The 21,414-nt window shown below is 54.9% G+C and carries 15 protein-coding genes; 9 read left to right on the forward strand and 6 right to left on the reverse strand.

From position 1 onward, the window contains the following. The first annotated feature begins 28 nt into the window (after nucleotides 1-28). From FYC48_RS13785 to FYC48_RS28150, 9 genes are all read left to right on the forward strand, one after another. A complete protein-coding gene (locus FYC48_RS13785; RefSeq protein ID WP_149497285.1) occupies nucleotides 29-1,327 on the forward strand; it encodes an NADH:ubiquinone reductase (Na(+)-transporting) subunit B in 1,299 nt (432 codons plus the stop codon). Beyond that, nucleotides 1,314-2,132, forward strand: a complete 819-nt coding sequence (locus FYC48_RS13790) for a Na(+)-translocating NADH-quinone reductase subunit C (RefSeq protein ID WP_149497286.1) — start codon at nucleotides 1,314-1,316, stop codon at nucleotides 2,130-2,132. Before FYC48_RS13785 ends, FYC48_RS13790 begins: the two co-directional genes overlap by 14 nt. 3 nt (nucleotides 2,133-2,135) lie before the next feature. Next, nucleotides 2,136-2,762, forward strand: a complete 627-nt coding sequence (locus tag FYC48_RS13795; RefSeq protein ID WP_149497287.1) for an NADH:ubiquinone reductase (Na(+)-transporting) subunit D — start codon at nucleotides 2,136-2,138, stop codon at nucleotides 2,760-2,762. Between the two features lie 21 nt (nucleotides 2,763-2,783). Next, a complete protein-coding gene (gene nqrE / locus FYC48_RS13800) occupies nucleotides 2,784-3,422 on the forward strand; it encodes an NADH:ubiquinone reductase (Na(+)-transporting) subunit E (protein ID WP_200836608.1) in 639 nt (212 codons plus the stop codon). Nucleotides 3,423-3,478: 56 nt separating this feature from the next. Further along, nucleotides 3,479-4,699 (forward strand): NADH:ubiquinone reductase (Na(+)-transporting) subunit F, encoded by a 1,221-nt coding sequence (gene nqrF / locus FYC48_RS13805; protein WP_149497288.1) that lies wholly within the window; start codon nucleotides 3,479-3,481, stop codon nucleotides 4,697-4,699. Between the two features lie 36 nt (nucleotides 4,700-4,735). After that, nucleotides 4,736-6,094 carry an FAD:protein FMN transferase gene (locus FYC48_RS13810; RefSeq protein WP_235034250.1) on the forward strand — a complete coding sequence of 453 codons (1,359 nt, stop codon included), beginning with the start codon at nucleotides 4,736-4,738 and terminating at the stop codon, nucleotides 6,092-6,094. Nucleotides 6,095-6,194: 100 nt separating this feature from the next. Beyond that, nucleotides 6,195-6,821, forward strand: a complete 627-nt coding sequence (locus FYC48_RS13815; RefSeq protein WP_149497289.1) for an RNA polymerase sigma factor — start codon at nucleotides 6,195-6,197, stop codon at nucleotides 6,819-6,821. A gap of 238 nt (nucleotides 6,822-7,059) precedes the next feature. Beyond that, nucleotides 7,060-8,328 carry a hypothetical protein gene (locus FYC48_RS13820; protein ID WP_149497290.1) on the forward strand — a complete coding sequence of 423 codons (1,269 nt, stop codon included), beginning with the start codon at nucleotides 7,060-7,062 and terminating at the stop codon, nucleotides 8,326-8,328. Then, complete coding sequence (locus FYC48_RS28150) at nucleotides 8,300-9,394, forward strand: hypothetical protein (protein WP_200836610.1); 1,095 nt, start codon at nucleotides 8,300-8,302, stop codon at nucleotides 9,392-9,394. The genes FYC48_RS13820 and FYC48_RS28150 overlap by 29 nt, the downstream gene beginning before the upstream one ends. 38 nt (nucleotides 9,395-9,432) lie before the next feature. On the opposite strand, the gene FYC48_RS13830 is transcribed toward FYC48_RS28150, so the two are convergent. From FYC48_RS13830 to FYC48_RS13855, 6 genes are all read right to left on the reverse strand, one after another. Beyond that, nucleotides 9,433-10,413: a hypothetical protein gene (locus FYC48_RS13830; RefSeq protein WP_149497291.1), complete on the reverse strand. Its 981-nt coding sequence runs from the start codon at nucleotides 10,411-10,413 to the stop codon at nucleotides 9,433-9,435. A gap of 148 nt (nucleotides 10,414-10,561) precedes the next feature. Then, nucleotides 10,562-12,967 (reverse strand): hypothetical protein, encoded by a 2,406-nt coding sequence (locus FYC48_RS13835; RefSeq protein WP_149497292.1) that lies wholly within the window; start codon nucleotides 12,965-12,967, stop codon nucleotides 10,562-10,564. Beyond that, the gene (locus tag FYC48_RS13840; RefSeq protein WP_149497293.1) at nucleotides 12,967-16,965 is read right to left on the reverse strand and encodes a DUF4175 family protein; all 3,999 of its coding nucleotides are present in this window, start codon (nucleotides 16,963-16,965) and stop codon (nucleotides 12,967-12,969) included. The genes FYC48_RS13835 and FYC48_RS13840 overlap by 1 nt, the downstream gene beginning before the upstream one ends. Then, nucleotides 16,958-19,036, reverse strand: a complete 2,079-nt coding sequence (locus tag FYC48_RS13845; RefSeq protein ID WP_149497294.1) for a BatA domain-containing protein — start codon at nucleotides 19,034-19,036, stop codon at nucleotides 16,958-16,960. The genes FYC48_RS13840 and FYC48_RS13845 overlap by 8 nt, the downstream gene beginning before the upstream one ends. Continuing rightward, on the reverse strand, nucleotides 19,036-19,983 hold the full coding sequence (locus tag FYC48_RS13850) for a DUF58 domain-containing protein (RefSeq protein WP_149497295.1): 948 nt from the start codon (nucleotides 19,981-19,983) through the stop codon (nucleotides 19,036-19,038). Before FYC48_RS13850 ends, FYC48_RS13845 begins: the two co-directional genes overlap by 1 nt. After that, the gene (locus FYC48_RS13855; protein WP_149497296.1) at nucleotides 19,980-20,969 is read right to left on the reverse strand and encodes an AAA family ATPase; all 990 of its coding nucleotides are present in this window, start codon (nucleotides 20,967-20,969) and stop codon (nucleotides 19,980-19,982) included. Before FYC48_RS13855 ends, FYC48_RS13850 begins: the two co-directional genes overlap by 4 nt. Nucleotides 20,970-21,414: the final 445 nt, after the last annotated feature.

A 21,414-nucleotide genomic window follows, 5' to 3' on the forward strand; every position in this document is an offset into this window, starting at 1 on the left:
CCGAAATTTTTTGGACACTGAGTAACCAATGAAAGCACTTCGCGATGCTCTGGACAAAGTCCATCCGCTCTTTGCCAAGGGCGGACCGCTGCAGATCGCGTATCCAATGTACGAGGCGCTCGACACGTTCTTGTACACACCGGGCGAAGTCGCGCATGGCAAAACGCACGTGCGCGACACGATCGATCTGAAGCGAATGATGATCACAGTGGTCATGGCACTCGTGCCAGCGACCTTATTCGGTATGTGGAACGTCGGTTACCAAGCAAACTTGGCGATCCAACAAGCCGCCGAAGCCGGAGAGCTTTACCAAGGCGGACTTTACTACGACTTCCACCACTGGCTCGGCTTCGCCAACGATCCGAGCAACATCACGGATTGCTTCTTCTTGGGGGCGATCCACTTTCTTCCGATGTACATCGTTTGCATGTTCGTCGGGGGACACATCGAGTTGGTTTTCAGTGTTCTACGCGGGCACGAGATCAACGAAGGCTTTTTGGTAACCGGTCTGCTGTTTCCCCTGACGTTGCCCGCGTCGATTCCGCTGTGGCAAGTCGCCGTGGGGATCTCGTTCGGGGTGATCGTCGCTAAGGAAGTGTTCGGCGGCACGGGGCGGAACTTCTTGAACGTGGCATTGACCAGTCGTGCGTTCTTGTACTTTGCCTACGCCGGCCAAATCAGTGGTGACAAAGTCTGGACGGCGGTGGACGGTTTCAGCGGTGCGACGGCCCTCGGCCAAATGGCCGCGGCTACGCCCGACCCGAGTGGCGAAACGAACGCCGCGATCGCGTCGTTGCAAAGTGTTCCCTATGCCCTCGGCCAAGCCGACCCGGTCACCTGGACCGAGCCGATCACCCTGACCAGCGCGTTTCTTGGGACCATTCAAGGCTGCGTCGGCGAAACCAGCACGCTGATGTGCTTCATCGGTGCGGCGATCCTGATCGGAACCGGCATCGGCTCGTGGAAAATCATGGCCGGCGTCCTCGGCGGCGTGACCGCAACGGCACTGTTCCTTAATGGCGTCAGTGGCCACACCAACCCGATGATGGACGTTCCGTTTTACTGGCACTTTGCCGTCGGCGGTCTGGCCTTTGGACTGGTCTTTATGGCGACTGACCCTGTCAGCGCCTCGATGACTGAAACTGGAAAATGGATCTATGGCGGTTTGATCGGGTTCATGACGGTGCTGATCCGCTGCATCAACCCGGCGTTCCCCGAAGGTATCATGCTGGCGATTCTGTTCGGCAACGTCTTCGCCCCACTGATCGATTACTTCGTTGTCTCCATGAATGTTCGCCGGAGGATGGCTCGTTATGCCGCAACGTGATTCAATGCTCGGAACCCTGCTGACCGCAACGATCTTGTGTGTGGTCTGCTCCGCCGTCGTCAGCGTCGCCGCTGTCGGCCTGCGTGACCGGCAGGAACAGAATAAAGTCCTCGACCGCCAAAAGAACATTTTGGACGCGACCGGTTTGGCTCGCGGCGAATATGGTCTGCCGGCGGCCGAGCTGTCAAAAGAACAGATCGAAGAGTTGACCGGCTGGATTAGCGAAAAGCTGGTGGACTTGGAAACCGGTGAGTACGTCACCGACATGGATCCGGCCGACTACGATCCGCGTGAAGCCGCCGAGAAACCGGACAGCAGCATCGCGATCACCGACGTCGTCTACGATCCCGGTGTCGATCGCCGCGAAAAGATTGCCAAGGTCTACGTGGTAAAAAAGCCCGGTTCCGAAGGTGACTTTCAGCAGATCGTATTGCCGGTTTATGGCAAAGGATTGTGGTCGACCCTGTACGGCTACTTGGCGTTGCGAAGTGACTTGCAGACGATCCAGGGTCTGACATTCTACCAACACGCCGAAACGCCGGGTCTTGGCGGTGAAGTCGACAATCCGGCATGGAAAGCCCAGTGGGAAGGCCAACAACTTTACGACGACGAAGGCCAGCCAGCCGCGATCGTCGCAAAGGGCCCCGCCCCGTCGGGAAGCGTCTATGCCGTCGACGGCCTATCGGGTGCAACGATTACCAGCCGAGGCGTGACGAACCTGCTTCGCTATTGGGCGAGTGAGAATGGCTATGGCCCATTCATCTCGCAACTCAAAGACAAACAATCCGACCAGTCGGGATCTTAAGACATGGCAGAACCACAAGCGAAAAAGGTCGTGCTCGATCCGTTGATCGACAACAATCCGATCGCCCTACAGATCCTCGGGATTTGTAGTGCCTTGGCGGTCACGACCAAGTTAGAAACCTCAATCGTGATGGCGATCGCCGTGATCCTGGTCACGGCATTCAGCAACTTGGCTGTCAGTGCCATCCGATCATTCATCCCCAGCAGCATCCGGATTATCGTCCAGATGACCGTGATCGCGTCGCTGGTAATCGTCGTCGACCAAGTCCTCAAGGCGTTCTTGTTCGACATCAGCAAACAGCTTAGCGTCTTCGTCGGTTTGATCATCACCAACTGTATTGTGATGGGACGTGCCGAAGGCTTCGCGATGAAAAACAAACCGGGCGTCAGTTTCCTCGACGGTGTCGGCAATGGCCTAGGTTACGGCTTGGTCTTGCTGTTCGTCGCGGTCTTCCGTGAATTGTTCGGCAGCGGCACGCTGTTCGGCTACGAAATCCTGGCACTCGATCGTAACGGTGGTTGGTACAACCCCAACAACCTGATGCTCTTGCCGCCGAGCGCGTTTTTCTTGATCGGACTTTTGATCTGGATCATCCGCGCGTACAAACCCGAACAAATCGAAGAGGCGTAAGGGAACGAAATCATGGAAAATGTGATCGAAACACACCTCAGCATTTTGCTGAAAGCCATCTTCGTCGAAAACTTGGCACTCGCATTCTTTCTCGGAATGTGCACGTTCTTGGCAATCAGCAAGAACGTCAAGACAGCCATCGGCCTCGGCATCGCCGTGATCGTGATCGAAGCGATCACCGTCCCGGCGAACCAGTTGATCTACTCGTTGCTGCTCAAGAAAGGCGCGCTGACTTGGCTGAACGGATTCGTGTCGACGGAAACGATTGACTTTGCCACCGTCGATCTGAGCTTTCTGGGATTCATTAGCTTCATCGGCGTGATCGCGGCGATGGTCCAAATCCTGGAAATGTTCTTGGACAAGTTCGTCCCATCGCTTTACAACACGCTGGGAATCTTTTTGCCGCTTATCACGGTGAACTGTGCGATCTTAGGTGCGTCACTGTTCATGCAGGAACGCAGCTACACCTTTGCCCAATCGTGCACTTATGGTGTCGGCTGCGGGATCGGCTGGGCCCTCGCGATCGCGGCACTGGCCGGTATCCGAGAAAAAATGAAATATAGCGATGTTCCACCCCCGCTTCGCGGTTTGGGCATCACATTTATCACGGTTGGGTTAATGGCGCTTGCGTTTATGTCCTTCAGCGGAATCCAGTTGTAATCCGCCGCCAGCCCCTCCTTGAATTCCTAAATATTTAATCAGTCAAAGAGACGAAAATGGCCACCATCTTTCTTGGCGTCCTGATGTTCACCGCGGTGGTGGTGGCACTCGTGGTCGTCATTTTGCTCGCCAAAAAGCAACTTGTTGCTTCCGGCCCGGTCAAAATTCTGATCAACGATCAGAAAGAGATCGAAGTACCAGCCGGCGGTAAACTTCTCGGCGCACTCGCCGACGCTGGGATCTTTGTTTCCAGTGCCTGCGGTGGCGGTGGAACCTGTGCGCAGTGCCGCGTGAAAGTCACCGAAGGCGGTGGTGAGATCTTGGCAACTGAAAAAGATCACATCAACAAGAAGGAAGCTGCCGAGGGTGATCGTCTTTCGTGTCAGGTCGCCGTCAAGCAAGACATGCTTGTCGAAGTCCCGGCCGAAGCGTTCGAAACCAAGAAGTGGGAATGCACCGTTCGCAGCAACGATAACGTCGCGACCTTCATTAAAGAGTTCGTCCTCGAACTGCCAGAAGGCGAAGACGTTAACTTTAAGGCCGGTGGTTACATTCAGATCGAATGCCCTCCTCACGTCGTCAACTACAAAGATTTTGAGGTCCAAGAGGAATACCACGAGGACTGGGATAAGTACGACATTTGGCGGTTTGTTTCGAAGGTCGATGAGCCAGTCATTCGCGCTTATTCGATGGCAAACTATCCGGGCGAAAAAGGCATCATCATGCTAAACGTCCGGATCGCCACCCCGCCGCCTCGGAATCCCGAGTTGCCGCCCGGTAAAATGAGTAGCTACATCTTCGGGCTTAAACCCGGTGACAAGGCGACCATCAGCGGTCCGTACGGTGAGTTCTTTATCAAAGACACCGATGCTGAAATGGTATACATCGGTGGTGGTGCGGGGATGGCTCCTTTGCGAAGCCATATCTTCGAACTGTTCAAACGCCGTAAGACGAACCGTAAAGTCAGCTACTGGTACGGTGGTCGAAGTCTTCGTGAATTGTTCTACATCGATCACTTCCGTGAAATCGAAGAAGAGTTCCCGAACTTCAAGTTCAATATCGCGTTGTCCGATCCGTTGCCAGAAGACAACTGGGACGGATACCAAGGGTTCATCCACCAAGTACTACTGGAAAACTACCTGAGCAAGCACCCGGCTCCGGAAGACATCGAGTACTACATCTGCGGCCCCCCGATGATGAACGCCGCCGTCTTTAAGATGTTGGACGACTTGGGTGTCGAGCCGGAAAACATCATGTACGATGACTTCGGCGGATAGGAACCGCAAGTTTCCCCACCACACGATAACTGTCACATGACAATCCATCACGCGCGGCGAAGCTTTGCACTCGCCGCGTTTTTTTACATCGCGGCGTTCTTACTCACCGCACTCGATTCTGGAGCGACGGTGTCGGCGCAATCAAACGCTGACCTCCGCCAGTTCAATGGATCGACCATGGGTACGAGCTACATGGTCAAGGTCGTCGGCGCCGACGATGTCGACGACAATACCTTGAAAATTTCGATCGACGCGGAGCTACGGCAAGTCAACGACGAGATGTCGACCTACTTGGAATCGTCCGAGATCACGCGATTTAACGAGTCCTCGAGCACCGATTGGTTCTCGGTAAGCGCCCCCTTCGCCGAAGTCGTCGACTTTGCCCAGCAAGTTTCGCGGAAAACGGATGGTGCCTTTGATGTCACTGTCGGCCCACTCGTGAACGCATGGAGTTTCGGCCCAACCGAACGTACCAACACGGTCCCCGGTGATGGCGAAATAGAGAAGCTTCGGCAAATCGTCGGCTTCGACAAACTTGATGTCCGTCTGGATCCACCGGCACTACGAAAGTCGGTCCCCGAATTACGCGTCGACCTCTCCTCGATTGCCAAAGGTCATGGTGTCGACCGTGTGATCGAACGCCTGCAGATGCTTGGCGTCGAAGCTGCCTTCGTTGAAATCGGGGGCGAAGTTCGGACGATGGGAAAGAAGCCGGATGGCGCTTGGCGGGTTGGAATCCAACTCCCCGATGCGACCCGCGATACCGTGATGATTGCTCATGCGATGAACGTCGACGACAAAGCGGGAAATGCGATGGCAACATCAGGTGACTATCGCAATTTCTTTACCGCCGAAGGCAAACGCTACTCACATACGATCGACCCACGCACGGCAAAGCCGATCGAGCACAACCTCGCCTCGATCACCGTCGTCGCGCCGACTTGCATGGCAGCCGACGCTTGGGCGACGGCACTCAGCGTGGTTGGAACGAAAGTCGCCGTGACACTGGCGAACGAGCATCAACTGAATGTCTTGCTTGCCGAACGCCAGGACGACACGTTCGCGATCCAGGGAACTGGCAATCTCGCTGGCTACGCCGAAGACGGTGAAGCGACGGACCAATCAGCCACCTCAACTTCATCATCGAAAAAGGAAAAAAGCTTGCTCCAAGACGTACTTCCGATCGCGATCCTGTCGTTCGGGGTCTTTTCGATCCTTTTGTTTGCGATGGCTTTGGGCGTGATTTTTGGCCGAAAACAGATCAGCGGATCTTGTGGCGGTTTGAATAATCAAACAAATTCCGATGGCAGTACGAGCTGTTCGCTGTGCAGCAACCCATCGGATGCCTGCCGCGAACTGCGTGAAAAGATGGCCACAAACGAGAACGCTACCTGATGCTCAATAAATAATTTTCGCTAGCACAGGTTTTCTTTTTGAGATTCCATCGGTGGGCGTGGTCTAACATGACAAGCGCCAAGCAACACCGGGTTGATTCATGGAATCCGCATTCGAAAAACCGATCGATACCCATCGCGGGCTGGGGCGTGAACACGCCGGGACCTACGCGATGGGAAGCAAACTGAGTGAACGCGAGTTTGCACAGTGCGTCGATGCGTGTATGCCTCGATTGGTTGCGACGGCTCGTCGTCTCGCCGGCGACGAAGATCTGGCCGCCGATGCCCTGCAAAATGCACTGCTGAAAGCGTCCAAATCGTGGCGTCGTTTTGAAGGTCGCGCCTCGTTGGAAACATGGCTCATTCGGATTCTGATTCACTGCGTCCGCGATTCAATCGGTGACGCGATCATCCGCCGCGAGCGTTTGATGCAGGAAACGCTCGAATCAAACGATTCACTAGCCAGTGCAACCGACCCTGGTCGTGGCCCAACCGAGCAGGCGTGTGACGCCGAAACAGATGCGATGATTCGCAAAGCGGTGATGAATCTGCCACACCGTCAACGCGAAGTGTTCTCGTTGGTCATTTGGCAAGGGATGAGTCATGACCAAGTCGTCGAGATCTTGGGGATACGTTCCCAGACTGTCTACGCCAACCTACACGCGGCGAGGCAACGATTGAAAGCCGAGTTGAAACGTCATCTCGATGGAGGACGCGATCCCGACTGAGATCTGATGCGGCAACGGAAACCGCCACGGCGTTCGGCAATGAAACAATCCGAAACTCTTGGCGGCTTGTTGATTTAATCAGCCGCAATCGCGATAGCGTGCGGTTCTTCAGCGCCAATCTTGGCTAGTTCCCGTCGGCTGATTGTTGAGTCGCTCAATTCGATTAGGTCAACAAACCGTCGGCAAGTTCCGCTACTTAAATCTGCGAAGCGACCTCGTTGGGAGCAAATAGAACGCGATGGAAAACGATCCTCTTGAATCGATGCTTCGGCAAGCCGATCCACATCACGGCAATGAACCATCGCAGGTTGACCAATGTCGATCACAATGGACCCGATTGGCAGACCGTCGACGACAAGTACGTCGCCGAATCCGATCGGCTTGTAAAGTCGCGGGCGGTCTAGCAATCGCCAGCTTTGTTTCCCTTGCTTTGCTGCTCCGTTCCGAAACCGGCTCGGACAATCACCAAGCGGCACTGTTGCAGCGGTCCGTGGTCAATGTTGAACCGCTCGATAAAAAGGAGTTCTCGGTCACCGCCACTCCACTCGACAGCAAACGCGACGATGAGCCCATCCCCCAGCCACCCCGTTCGGGTATTCGAGCGGCTTCAAATCATCCGTTGCCAACCGATCCAGCTCGACCGAATGCCACGACTACCTTCTCCTTTGAACGGTATGTCGATCACGCGGGTGTTCCCGGCAGTCTGTCCTGGAACAACGCCGCTCGCAAACTCGCAGCCAGTCATCCGCAAGTTCAACGAATCGCCATTCGTGCTGTTGAACACATTTCGAATGTTGATAAGCGACAACGTTCGGTGGACTTGGTTGTCGCTGCAGCCGGAACGGACGCGCGATCGCTTCTGATACGTTGGCTCGACAACTCCACCGTCCGACCAATTGCGTGGCAACGTCTCTATGATTCAGCCACGCCGGATGAACGATTGCAGATGGTCGAACTCGCGCAATCGGATTCCGAAAGGCTGCAAATTTGCAATGCGATCGTCAACCATCCAGACCCTTTGGCGGTTCGGCAACTGGTGACGTTGGCAGAAGATCGATCGTGGCACGCCGCATTGAGTGCAAGCACAAAAGGGATCAGACCAGAGCATTTGCAAGGTTTGATTGAAATAATCCGATCAGACAACCGCGAACTGCGTACCGGAGCCGTCTTTGTGATTGCAACCACTCCCAACCAACAGATTGACCAACAACTGGCGGGTTTGGTTCTGCAAGGACGCCATCAGCAAGCAGCTTACATCGCGTTATTGTCACGAAAGACGCCTCAGGCACAAACATTTCTCAGCCATGCCGCGGCGCAACCCCACCTTGCTGCTTCACTTTACTCCGCTCACGCCCACTTCGTGAATATCAAACCTCGTCTCCACTTCTGGCTCACTCAACTTCAAGGTGATCATGATGAACCGGCAAACACTTCAGAACGTCAAGACTCGATGGTCCATGACATTCGTCTCGTTCGCAATGCTCACGTATCTGGCGGGACCAGTTAACGCACAAGTTGCAGGTTCCAATCCGACGGCCGCTAGTAAGAAATTAGTGACGAAGGTTTACGACATTTCGAACTTACTGGAATCACCTCGACTTCTATCCCCCGATCAATCCCAGTCAACGAACCCAGCGACACAGGGAAACAACATGGGGGCTTATGGTGGTGGTCAAGCTCCGGTGGGAGGCGGAGGTATGTTTCGCATTCCCGATAGCATCCTTCCTCAATTCGGTGGTGGAATGGGTGGAATGGGCGGTGGCATGGGAGGCATGGGAGGAGGGCAGTTCGTTCATCAGCATCCTCAGCAAATGACCCGAGAAGCACTCAAAGATGTCATCATCACACACGTCAGCGGTGACACGTTCAAATGGATGGAAACGTCCGGTGAAGGCGGCGACCTGAGTATCGTTGGGCCATTGATGATTGTGACGCAATCGGAAGAAGCTCACCAAAAGATCGCTGCCTTGTTGGATCTATTAAAAGCGGGCAGCAATCCTTCGCCGACCATTCAGTTGGAGATTCGCCTCGTTCAAATCGAAGCCGGACAAACGAAAGCACTCTCCAACGCGACGACAGAAAACCTCGTAAAGCTCGCCAACGAAGCTCATGCGGCTCGCATTTCACTGCGATGTGACAATCACAGAATTGCAGAAATTGCATCGGGCTTGCGCCGCAGCTATGTCATGTCATTGACGCCCGTAGTCGGCAGCAATGACGTTCACATTGCGTCTCGATCAAGCGCTTACCGTCCCGAAATCCAGACGACGTTGCTAGGACTCTTCGGCCGCGTCAAACCGGCAATCGCTGCCGATGGAAAACAAGGTCGTATCCAACTAGGCATCCAAATGGCATCGGCTCCCGAAGAAGTTCTCTCGGCAACCTTTGGTACCGGTCAGACCACCGACCGTGTCGAAATTGAAACGGCCACATTAGAGACAACCGTTTCGGTGGATGCCGACAAGTGGACGATGGCCGGGACCGTCGCGATCACCGATGCGACCAGTATCGTTCAATCAGGACAGGCACTGCCACACGTCGCGATCCTGATGCAATGGACCGTGGTCGAATAGGTTTTGACGCCATCCAAACAGTCTGGCGAAACTTGGACCTACTCGGATGGACCTGCGTAGATCGAGGCGAGTTCGAGAAGGACGGGGATTGCCGCTTCACGAAGTTCTTCTTTGGGTCGGTCGGCGAACTCTTGTTTAAGACGCTGCAACTCCGCTTCCAGTCGATCACGTTTCTGACGTTGCTCGGTTGTCAGCGGACGAAGATCCGGATTAACCAAAATTGAAAACTGCGAAGCAAAGTCTCCATCGACGACACCGTCTTTGACTTTGGCTTGTCCTTGCAGTAACTCGGCGGCAGATCCTTTTTTGTCGGCGTTGTCGTCGATCAGCGCATGTTCGCTCGCCAAGCGTCCTTTTTCGTCATAGTATCGTTGCGTTTCGATCGATGCACGAATGAATGCTTCCTTGGCACTGACTTCGTCATCGTGATCGAGATCCGCATCGGCCGAAGCAAAAGCCTGGGCAAGAAACTGACCAAACATCGCGAAATTATGCTCACCGCCGTTCCGAGTTGCGGTGATCACCACGCGCCCCGGTTGGCTCAACCGGTTGATAAACGGTGCACTCGAAGACGTGCAATTGGCGACCACCAGTGATCGCTTCATTGGATCCAACCACGCATCAAATTCACTGCCGCTGGCATCGGGTCCGACCAAATTGAATTTCGCCACACGCCCATCCCAGGTCCCATGACCGATCAGAACGATCCAAAGCGGAGTATCGAAATCGGTTTCCTTTTCGGTTTCAGTTGGTCCCCCGATGTTTGCAGCCAGCACGGATTGTAATTCGTCTTTCGTGGACTCGAATTGATCACTTGGCTCCGGACCAATTTGTCGTATCGACAACCCCGCGCGCTCGCAATTCTGCTGCCACTTCTTTGCCCAAACCTCAAAAATCGTTGCGTACTCAGCCGTCCCACCGGCTCCGACGACAACGATCACATCAAGCAATTGCTGTTCGATTGCCGGATCAGAACTTGCCGGGGCTGCAGACTCCCCCGCTCGCAACGGAGCCATCATGCATAGAATCAGTAGGCAACAAAGCCCCCTGTCGAAGCTTACCAATCGAAATCTCCGATCCTTACGCGAACGTGGAAGTACCTCTCTCGTATGCGATAAGAGGTCGTGGGCGGGTTCTGAACAGTCGAATCGTTTCTCTCTCATCGAACTAAGCTAAACCTCGGTAGCGTCGAAGGCCCCACTCGGCACAGAGACAACCGAGGGCGAGCGACAGCACCCAACCTCGATGCCAAATGGGATAAACCCACGTTTCCATCACGGGAACCTTTTCCGAATTCAGTTGTTGTGCGAACCGATCAAGATTGGATTCGTCGATCAGTTTACCGCCACTCTTCTGAGCAATCTTTTCCATTAAACCGCGATTGAATCCGATGTGATCAAATTCACGTCCGGCGATCTGACGCGTCCAACCGCTCGACGGAGTACCAACCACTTCACCGTCGGCGGATCTCACCTCGGCGTTGGCAACGTAGGCACCGGCCGAGTCATCGAAAAACGATGTGCGAACGACTCCCGGTCGCTCGGGTACCGGTTGCACGGACAATGGTACGACCGCGCCGTTTGGCTGGCGAACAGTGAGCTTCACATCACCGTTTTCAAGAGGCGCGTAGGCTTCATCGAACGATTCAATTTCCAGAATGACGGCCCCCGTTTCTGGATCATCCCTAGTAACGATCTCGGTACGACGAGGAACGTCACCGACTAGCCATCGCACCATCTGACGCCATGATTGATAAGAATCGTCGGCCTGACCGGGTTCGGCATTCATCGCCCAACGCCAATAATCGGCTATCAATAGCGCGCCGACCTTTCCGCGCCCGAATCGTTGCACGGCCACCGCGGTTCGTTCTTTGCCAACAGAATCAGTCACCGTAGCAAGTCGGTACGCCCCCGGCTTGAGGCTGCCGACTTCGTTGACCGAAGTGAAATGCGTCATCGACCGTAAGCGTTTGTTTTCCTCGCTGACTGTTGATCGCAACCTCATCCATGGTTCCAACATCCCTTCGCGAGTCAACCCGAGCGATTGATTCGACGGTCCATCCATCGTACGACCGGCGACGTACACCGGCGAAAGGTCACCGAGAACGGAGTCGTCAAATGCCCGTCCGGCCCACATCTCCTGGCCGCCGAGAAACATCAGACCACCGCCTCTCAATGATACGAAGCGGCGGATCAATTTAAGCTGGTCCTGTGAAAAGAACTCTGGCTCAATGTCGTCGACGATCATCGCGTCAAAGTAAAACAGTTGATCCTCCGTTTTCGGGAATCCAGAAGCAAGCTCGTCAGCTTGCTTGACCCCGATCGGAACCAATACCGGTTCATCGTATTGCTCGGCTGTCTCTTCGGCATCGTCACCAAGGCCCTGAAACAAAGGATTTGTGCCTGAGACGGCTTGATCACGAAAACTGAATTTTGGCTCCTTATTCGCCATTCGCAACAAACCGGTCAATTCGACTTCGGCATCCTCGTCGACCGCGCGACGCAGAAACTTAAATTCCCAGTTGGGACGTCCTGCCAAATACAACACCCGATAGGGTCCCGACCGCCGATCGACCGTCACTAATTTTGTGTTGTTGATCAATGTCGTTTCGGATGAATTAGCCTCCATCAGCGATTCGGACGATTCAAACGCCGATTGATCCGTCGTGCGAAACACATCGACACGATAGAACCGCAGTCCAACCTGATCGGGGCGGAACTGGAACGAAGTGTAGTAGCTCGATTCGTCTGCCTTCAGAGACAACGTCTGTTCTTCGACGATGATGTTGTCCTGCGAATCGGTCAAGCGAACGATCACGTCACCTGTCAAAACACCATCGATCGCAAACTGCACCGTCAATGTGATCGGTGAAACTTCAAAATTGGTCTGCCGAATGGAGGTCCCGGTGATTCTGAGGTCATTCAAGCCGCTCAATTTTTCGGGGACAACGGGATAGACAGGGAAGTCCAGTTCGGGCAAATCATCGTAGTCAATCCCGTCGGCCAACCCGTTGCCATCGCTCAGCAATAGTACGCCGGCGACGGGGCGACCTTGCAACCGTTGGTTAAGTTCTTCAAGGTTCTTTAGCAAGTGGGTCGCCTTACCATCGCGACGCAAATCGGCAACCTCGCCGGCACTTGATAGCCGCTTGTCGAATCCGTAAATCCGCGTTTCAAATGATTGCGACAAATCGGCAAACAGTGGTGCATTGCCGGCGAAGTTTTCGTCAATCCGATCCCGCCAGGACTGGGACTCTCTGCCAATTTTCAGCCCCATGCTCTGACTCGTATCCACCACGACCGGCAGTAGATTCGCACGCGGTCGCGGACGCTGGTCCCGTCGCATCGGTTCGAGCAAACAGACGGCGAGCAGCGCGATCGCGGTCAACTTGAGGATGACACCGACAACCGCAAGACTGTCACGCCGATTCGTTTTGGCATAATTGAACAACACCAAGAACGTTAACAGCGTCCCACCGACGATCGCAGGGAAGACCCACTTTGGTGATCCGACGACGAACTCGGCGAACATCAGCGGTGATGATTCCACAAACGAATGCACATTCAACTCCATCACCGCGACTCCGTCTGACTGCGACCGACTTTTGCGCTACCCAAATTTTCGTAGTAACGCCGAACCGCGTCGGCAAACTCGGCCGGAACAGGATCACGATCGATCGGAACCAATTCATTTTTGCCCGCGGTTCGTCGCAGAAGTTCGGCCCGGACCTCCCGCTCAAGTTCACGAAGTGGTTTGGCGACCATGTCGTCGACCAATTCCCACTGGGGTGGCTCCCCGTGCCGTTTCATGTCACTCCGCATTTGACGAACACGATCACGGATCGTCGTTGCTTGGGCACGTAGATCAGCGTCGTCAACCATCTCTTCGACGTCACGCATTCGATCCGACCAAGCCCGAAAATCTCCCGTTAGTGGTCCCAGCGGACCATTGTTTGCGGGCGATTCGGCGGCGTATTGGCTGCCGCCACCCTGCGGTTGGTCTCCCGGTTGTTGGCCACCCGGTTGTTGGCTCGGCTGCTCGCCCTTTTGTTGCCCGGGTTGCTGTCCCGATGCCTGACCAGGTTGTCGCAATCCAGGGCGTGGTCGCGATTGACCGCTTTGGCTAGCTTGCTGCCCCTGTTGCTGGCCCTGACCCTGTTGCTGGCCCGATTGCTGGCCTTGACCATTTTGTGGGTCTCCCTGCTGAGATTCGGCTTGGCCTGGTTGGGGTTGATCTGCTTGTGGTTGGCCTTGCTGTTGTTCAGAGCGTTGGCCACCACCTTCCTGAGCGTCTGAGTTTTCCTGTCCGTTGGGCTGTTGTTCACCGGCGGGCTGATTGGAAGCACTTCCCGAAGGCCGACCGGACTGCGAATCTCCGTTTTGCGCCGCGTTCTCTGGCTGTGACTGATCTGGCTGTGACTTTGCCGGCTGAGTCCCCGTTTGCGGCGTCTGGCGTGAACCATCGAGGTTACGATCTTGTGCATCCGGGTTTTCGATTCCCGCTTCACGTCGGAGTTCTTCTTGAACGCCTTCCCGTAGCTGCTCGAGCTGTTGCGCGGCACGACGAAGGCCTTCGGTTGAATCTCCGAGCACCGAATCAGCCGCTTCATCGATGGTGTCTCGCAACGTTTCGATTCCCTCGGCCGCTTCTTGTTCGAATTGTTGAGCTTGCGGGATGAACCCTCGGCGGACGAGTTCGGCGGCATTCTCAAGCTGTTGCTCGGCCTGTGACTGACGAGCTTCGCGGAAACCGTCGTAAAGTTTTTCGGCGAGCAGCGGCTCTGTTTCTCCCGCCTCCTCGACTGTCCGCTGCATTTTTTCAAGCAATTCTTCCAAGCGTTCGGCTTGTTGCTCTAATCGCTCCGGTGCGGCGTCAGAGGACTCACTCGCTCGCAGCCCGGGCGTTTGTTCGTCGACTTGTTCGCGAATTGATTCACCGATGCGTTGCTGCTCCTGCTGCAACTCGTTGGCTTCGTTTCTCATTTCTCGAATTTGTTGATCGAACGCGCCGGCGGATCGCTGCCGGAACTCTTCGGTCAGTTCTTCGAGTTGTTCTTCGGCACGCCGCCCAGAGGCGAGCGCTGACGAGGCATCGTTCTGCTCTGTCGCTTCGCTTGCTTGCCGCAGGTTCTCACGTGTCTGCTGCAACTGATCGGCTTGCTCGGACATCCGCTCGCTGTTTTCTTCGGACCGCATTCGGGCTTCCAGATCATCCGACGCCCGCAACAACTCTTGTTGTTGCTCGCGCAATCGTTTGAGCTGCCGCTGAATCTCTTCCTCCTCTTTTTCATTTTCGGCTTGCTCGAGTGCCGATTGCAGCTTCGCCAGTTCTTCCATCAAGTCTTCTGTGCGTCGTGCGAGTTCGCGCAAACGGCTGAGGACTTGCCGATCTTCGGCGGCTTCTTGTTGTTGCTGTGTTTGTGCCTGAGCTTGTTGTTGCGTTTCGTAACGGCTTTCGTCTTGGTCCAGCTCCAACTGGTCAATTTGATTTTGACGAGCCGAACTTGATCGACCGCTACTCTGGCTTTGTTGGCGTTGTCCGCGAGTAATTTCAAATTCCCTTGCCCGCAACTTCATCAGCCCCGACAAGGCAGCCTGTGCTGTCTTTCTTGCCGCGGGTAAACGATCTTCGAAGTTATCCTCGCCGCGTAGATGCGAAACCGTTGATTGCATGTCCTCGGCAATTTTGTCGGCGATCCCCTTGGATTTCGCATCGCTGACCTGTTCAGCCAATTCGGTGAATTGCCCGAGAGCCGTCCCTTGCGATTCGACGATCGTCTGGATGTCTTCTTTCGCGGGTTCATCACCGCCTAAGCTATCGCGGATCTGATTCCAAATCGCGGCGATGATCTGCTTTTGCAGCTTGATGAGCTCCTCGGCTTGCTGAGCACCGCCTTGTTGCTGCTCTGAAGACGAACTCGACTCTGAACTTTGCGACTCGCCTTCGCGGAAGATCTCGTCAAATGGGCGAACATCGGCAAAAAACAGGTCGCTTTCTGTGCGGCGTGGATTGCCATCGGCGTCGACATCTTCGGCCCAAAAATAGAACGAGACCAAGTCATCCACCTCGGCATTGATTGCTTCAAAGTCGAGCAAGTGACTCACTTTTTCTTTCGCGTTGCGACCGATATCGGATGCGAGTTCGATATCGACTTCGTCGTTGTCTTCGCGCTGGTAGGTTAACCCGGCACGGACAATCCCAAAGTCATCGCGAAGGCTTGCCGACAAGTCGACTTCCTGCAGTGCGGACACCGTCATGTCGCGCGCCTGATCAAGATCCATTGTGGGTGGCTTGTTCGGCCTAACCTTGATTGACATGGTCGGCGGAAATTTGTTTTCGCGGCCGTCAGCATCGATCAATCGCAGCACGAAAGCTTGTGATCGACGTGCGGTGATCTTCGTTTCATAGACTGCCATCTCACCCCGCATGGCAATGTTGGGCAAAGCATCCAACGCGACTTGCTGAGCGACGATCCCCAAACCTTCAGCGTCGGTCGAATCTTCTTTGGCGACCAGACGGCAGCTGTCGACCGTCTTGTTCAAGATCAACCGCCAAGTCACTTCGGTTCCCTCGACCACCGTGACTTTGAACGTATCTTCGACCTCTCGCGGCGGCATTCCGGTGTATTCGGGAAAACGCAGCAGCGCATCGCTACGTCGCAACTCGGGGAATTCAAAGACACGGATGTTGTACGCGGGACTGGTCCAGTCACCACTTTCGACGCGGTAAACCATCGGGACGTCCACCGAGGGAATAAACGCGGCGACGATCGGATCACTCATCGTTTGCTTCATCGGAACGCGTGAAAGTTGCGTCTCCGTCGATGGCGGCGAACCGGATTCATAGGTCACCAAGAATGTCTGCTCGGGAAGCGAGCCGGCGAACTCAGCCGTCACGACCAAACTGGAACCGCGTTCGATTTCCTTGTCACCAGGAACGACGACAACACTACGCTGTTGATCTGATTTGTCGAATGGTGCGATCACCGACTTTTGTTGCGGATCATTTGGTCGATAAATCGATACCGATAGCATGCCCGCGAGCGCGGCTAGCCCGAGTACTCGAGCCATCCAAAGGGAACCTGACGAGACGACGCTTTGCCAATCATGCGCTCGAAAGTGATCGTGCGTTTGGTCGATCAAAAGTTGAGCCAAAGGCCGATCAACCGTGTCGTCCTTCAGTTCGGACGTTGTGATCAAGCGTTCGCCCAGCCCCGGGAATTTTCTTTCGATCCTTGTGGCGGTCGTCAACCGTCCGGCGGTCAGATGACTCGCAAAGGCCCAAGCGACAATTAGTGAAATCAACAGACACCCAACGGCGGAACCCCAAACCGTCGCGACCGGCAGTTGACCGTCCTGTTGGATGTTTCGAACCATCAACAGCAGGCACAGACTGACCACCGAAAAAACGGCGAAGAACGACCAGAAATGTCGTGACCAGAGCCGGGACGTCACATGACGCATCTCGCGCCGAATACGTACCAACTGGCGTTCTGCCACACCGGATCGAGGATCCACGTGAAACGGTTCGTCACGACGGATAACTCCGTGATTGATCGGTCCTTCACTCATCGCTTTTCGGTCCCCTTGCCGATAGGATTGTTTCGATCGCAACTAGCCCCATGGTTGCCAAGATCAGCCACTGCCACCAACCTTGCTTTGCCTCCAATTCGACGTCACGCAGGGCTCGCTCGGCTTGAAGGTCTTGTTCGCGTAGCTCCGGTGACGACACCGTGACTCCAAGACTGCTGAATCGATCGAGATCGATCGGAACGGTACGGCTTTCGACCGGATTCAAATTGACCGCGAGACGCACCCCGTCACTGGAATCGGTGAAACCGGGTTCGGTCAATTGAATTTCTTCACCCGAAGTGTCACGAATTGTCTCCCCAACCAACATCGATTGTGGAACCAACATTCGGTTCGGGCCAAGCATGCCTAACATCATCGGAACAAACTTGGTCGACAATGCGAATTGACTTTGAGTCGGCTGCCAACCGCTCCCGAGCACCCAGACATGGCCTGCCGCCGCGTCTGGTGAACTGTATTCACGATGGATCAACAGCGGACTCTGGTTGTCTAGTCGAAGTGTGACATCGACCTCTTCCGACAGGCCACCGAGTTGCCAATGTTTCCATATTTTGATAGTCGAAAAGTCATTGACCCCCGGTTCAGACAGAGGTGCGATCAACTTGGCACTAAAATCAACGGCGGCAATCAATCGAAACTCGTCATCATCGCCGGAAGTCACCACGAAGTCCGGACTGTTCAATAGGGTGCCAATGACATCTTTGCCGGCGGGCATCGGATCCGACTCGATGACAATCAGCAACCGCCCCCCGTTTCCGATATAGCTTTGCAGGACTTCGACGGAAACCCTCGCGATCGAACTTGCCGTAGCGATCACCAACGGAATCGATTCAGGATCAATCGCGGTTGGCAAATCGTCTCGATCGAAAACACGAAACTTGACTTCGCGTGTCGAATCGGACCACGGTAATTGTGACAGATAAAACGAAAGTGTCTCTCGTTGATCGCTCAGACGCGACTGATTGTCGGCGAGGAACATCACGGTCTGCTTCGCTTTTTCTGGCCGAATAAAGTAATGCAGATTGTCAAACGTGTCGGCATCACCGAACAGTTCAAGCGTTGCCGTCGGGTCCTTCTGCTGACCAGAGGCTGCCGGCAACGGAACGTCAAAATACCGAGTTTGTCCCGGTCCAACCTGAACGACAACGGCATCGTCGTCCTGTCCTCGATACCGCAAGCGAAACGTCGAAGCACCCTCGTCACCTTCATCACGACTGACTTCGACACGAACGGTATCGGGCGAAACATTGACGGAATTTTCTGTTCCAATTTGTACCTGTCGCGGAATCATACGCAGGGTTGCGTTCCCCCAGGCATTTGACTTCACGACGCGCGTTTCCAGCCAGACATCGTCAGGCCAGTCGTAACCTTGGAGTGATTCTATTTTTGCCCCCGTTTGCAGGTCGCTGATCAATACGACGCGAGTTCGGATCGCCGCTCGGCCGCTCGCCTGTTGCTCGGACGAATCACGTTCGCCGTCGAGATCCAGCAGCGCTGCCGAATCGGCGCAAAAACGAAGCGCCTGGCCAATGTCTGTGGAAAGGTAGGACGGCTCAAGTTGATCGATCGCTTCCGATGCGGCCGCCTTTCGCATTGCTGCGTCCAACCCGGAGGACTCTCGTAACGTTAGCCGAGCTTGCGGTGTTTCGTCAAAGCTCACGACTGCGATCAATGAATCGTCGTCGCAATCATCAATCACTTGCTGTGCGAGATCGCGGAGCCGGGTCACCATTCCATCTCGTTGCACGCTCGCACTCTGATCGATCAGCAGGATCGTCGCCTCCTGGATACCGTCGACCGATTCGGACTGAGTCGACGGTAGGAATGGGCGGGCGAAAGCAAACGCCAACATGGCGATCGCGGCACAACGGATCAGCAACAAAGGCAGATTCTCCAGCCGACTCCGACGGGTGAGGCGTGGCGGACTAGGTTCGAGAAACATCAACGAACTGAATTCCACTTCTCCCTTAGGCTGACGCCGAATGAGGTGAAACAGTATTGGTCCCAACACTGCCAAGGCACCGAGGAAGTAAAGCGGTGTGAGGAAACTCATCAACGTCTTCCTCCGCTCGTCGTTCGATTACCGGCGCCGAGTCGATTTCGCGCATCGATCAAACTTGCCAACGCACGATCCAACGGCTGATCGGTGGGCATTTCAAAATAGCCAACACCGGACCCGGTGCACATCGCCATGATCTGCTGGCGGTGCGAGTCGAACTGCTCTTGATAGCGTTCTTTAGCAGCGTCAGGATCGACGTAAACTTGGCGACCGGTTTCGATGTCTTGGACCATCGCCGGGGCTTTGAGTTGTAGTTCAATCTCGGCGGGATCCAAAATCCGGAGCACCACCACTTCATGTCCCCGTGCCCGCAGGGAAGCGAGCTGAGTTTGCAGCGTTTCGGGGCGGGCGAGCAAGTCGCTCATCAAAATTACCAAGCCACGCCGCGGGACAAGCGATGCGACTTGACGAAGTGGCGCTTCGATATCGGTTCCACGACCCTCGGCGGGCTTTGACAGCTCAACAAGGATTTGATGAAAGTGCTTCGCCCCGAGCTTGGCGGGAACAAAGTCACCGATCTCGACATCGAATGTCAGAACCCCGACCGCGTCGTGCTGGGTCGTCAAAAAATACGCCAGCGTGGCAGCCACCGTGCGGGCGAATTCGATTTTACTGTACCCGGTGGAGCCATAGCTCATCGATCGGCTTTGATCGACGATCAAGTAGCACCGACGATTTGTTTCATCTTCAAATTTTTTGACGAAGTAGCGGTCACTACGGGCGTACAGCTTCCAGTCCAAGTTCCTTAAATCGTCACCGGGAACGTAAGCGCGGTATTCACTGAATTCGATCGAGCTGCCGTGCGTGGGACTGCGATGCAGGCCTGTAAAAAAGCCCTCGACGACTGTCTTCGCACGAAGCTTCAGACTTTTGATTCGCATCAAAGCATCCGGATCGATCCCAGCCGACGTGCGGCTGCCATCATTCGATGTTGATGTCATGGCTTCGGCACCGTTTCGAGCAATTGATCGATGATTTTTTCGATCGTCACTCCTTCCGCCTCGGCTTTGTAAGTTGGCAAGACGCGGTGACGAAGTGTCGGATGTGCGAGTGCAACGATATCTTCGGTTTGCACATGGGCGCGACCGAACAGCAGCGCGCGAGCTTTGGCGCCAAGGACCAATGTTTGGCTGGCCCGTGTTCCGGCTCCCCAGCCGACCCATTCGTTAATAAAGTCCAAAGTCTCGGGTCTGGCGGGACGTGTCGCCTGGACCAGACGGACGGCGTACTCGGCGATCGGCTGCGCGATCGGGACGTCTCGAACGATTGACTGAAATCTTAAAACGTCTTCGCCATTGAAGAGCGGTTCGATCGGCTCGGGCTTGGTCGACGTGGTTCTCAGTACCACCGCCAGTTCGTCTTCCGGGGGCAGGTAATCGATTCGGACGTTAAACAAGAACCGGTCCAGCTGGGCTTCTGGTAACGGATAGGTGCCCTCCATCTCGATCGGGTTTTGGGTGGCCAAAACGAAAAACGGTTGTGGTAGTTCGTACCGAGTCCCGGCGGCGGTGACTTGATGTTCTTGCATCGCCTCCAACATCGCCGCTTGGGTCTTTGGCGGAGTTCGGTTGATTTCATCCGCCAAAATCACATTGGCAAACACCGGACCTTTGACGAACGACAACGCTCGATGCCCCTGATCGGTTTCCTCCAATATTTCTGTACCGACGATGTCAACGGGCATTAGGTCGGGAGTGAATTGGATGCGGCTGAAATCCAAGTGAAAGATCTGTGCGACGCTACGCACAAGAAGCGTCTTTGCCAATCCCGGTGGGCCAGTGATCAGACAGTGTCCGCCAGCGAACAAACTGATCAACAACTGTTCGATCACATCGTGTTGTCCCACGATTGCTTTAGATAACTCGCCAACAATTCGGTCGCGTGCGTCTTGAATTTGTGTAGCAAGGTTCGGTTCGGTCAGGGTCATCGGCAAGTGCTCAATCGTAAAACTAGTGCTTGATCAATGTGTGTATTGTGAGGTAGCCCGCATCCTGAAAGCTCGCTTCGTTTGTAAACCACGGCGGTTGAACGGTGGGCCGACCTAAAGCTAAACGTCCTTGCTGGTAAGCCGACGCAGCTAGCCGCGGGCCCGTTCCTGATCCGGTTTGGGTGCAATCAAATTCCCACCATTCGACTTGCCAGGACCATCGACTAGTGAGCATTGGGGTAACCTGCTGGCAAAACGGCTCTGGAATTGGAGCGGAATCGGAATTGGCGTTGGTGAACGACGCGGCACGCTCGCGATTCGGAGAATTGAGCGACAATGTCGCTCAATTTTCCAAGTTGAGAGCGGAACAAAGCGAATGACTCCTCTGGTTTGAAAATGTTTCCAGTACTTTCGGTTTGCAGCGGATCATCGGTTATACCTTTCT

Source organism: Roseiconus lacunae, from assembly GCF_008312935.1.
Classification (GTDB): Bacteria; Planctomycetota; Planctomycetia; order Pirellulales; family Pirellulaceae; genus Stieleria; species Stieleria lacunae.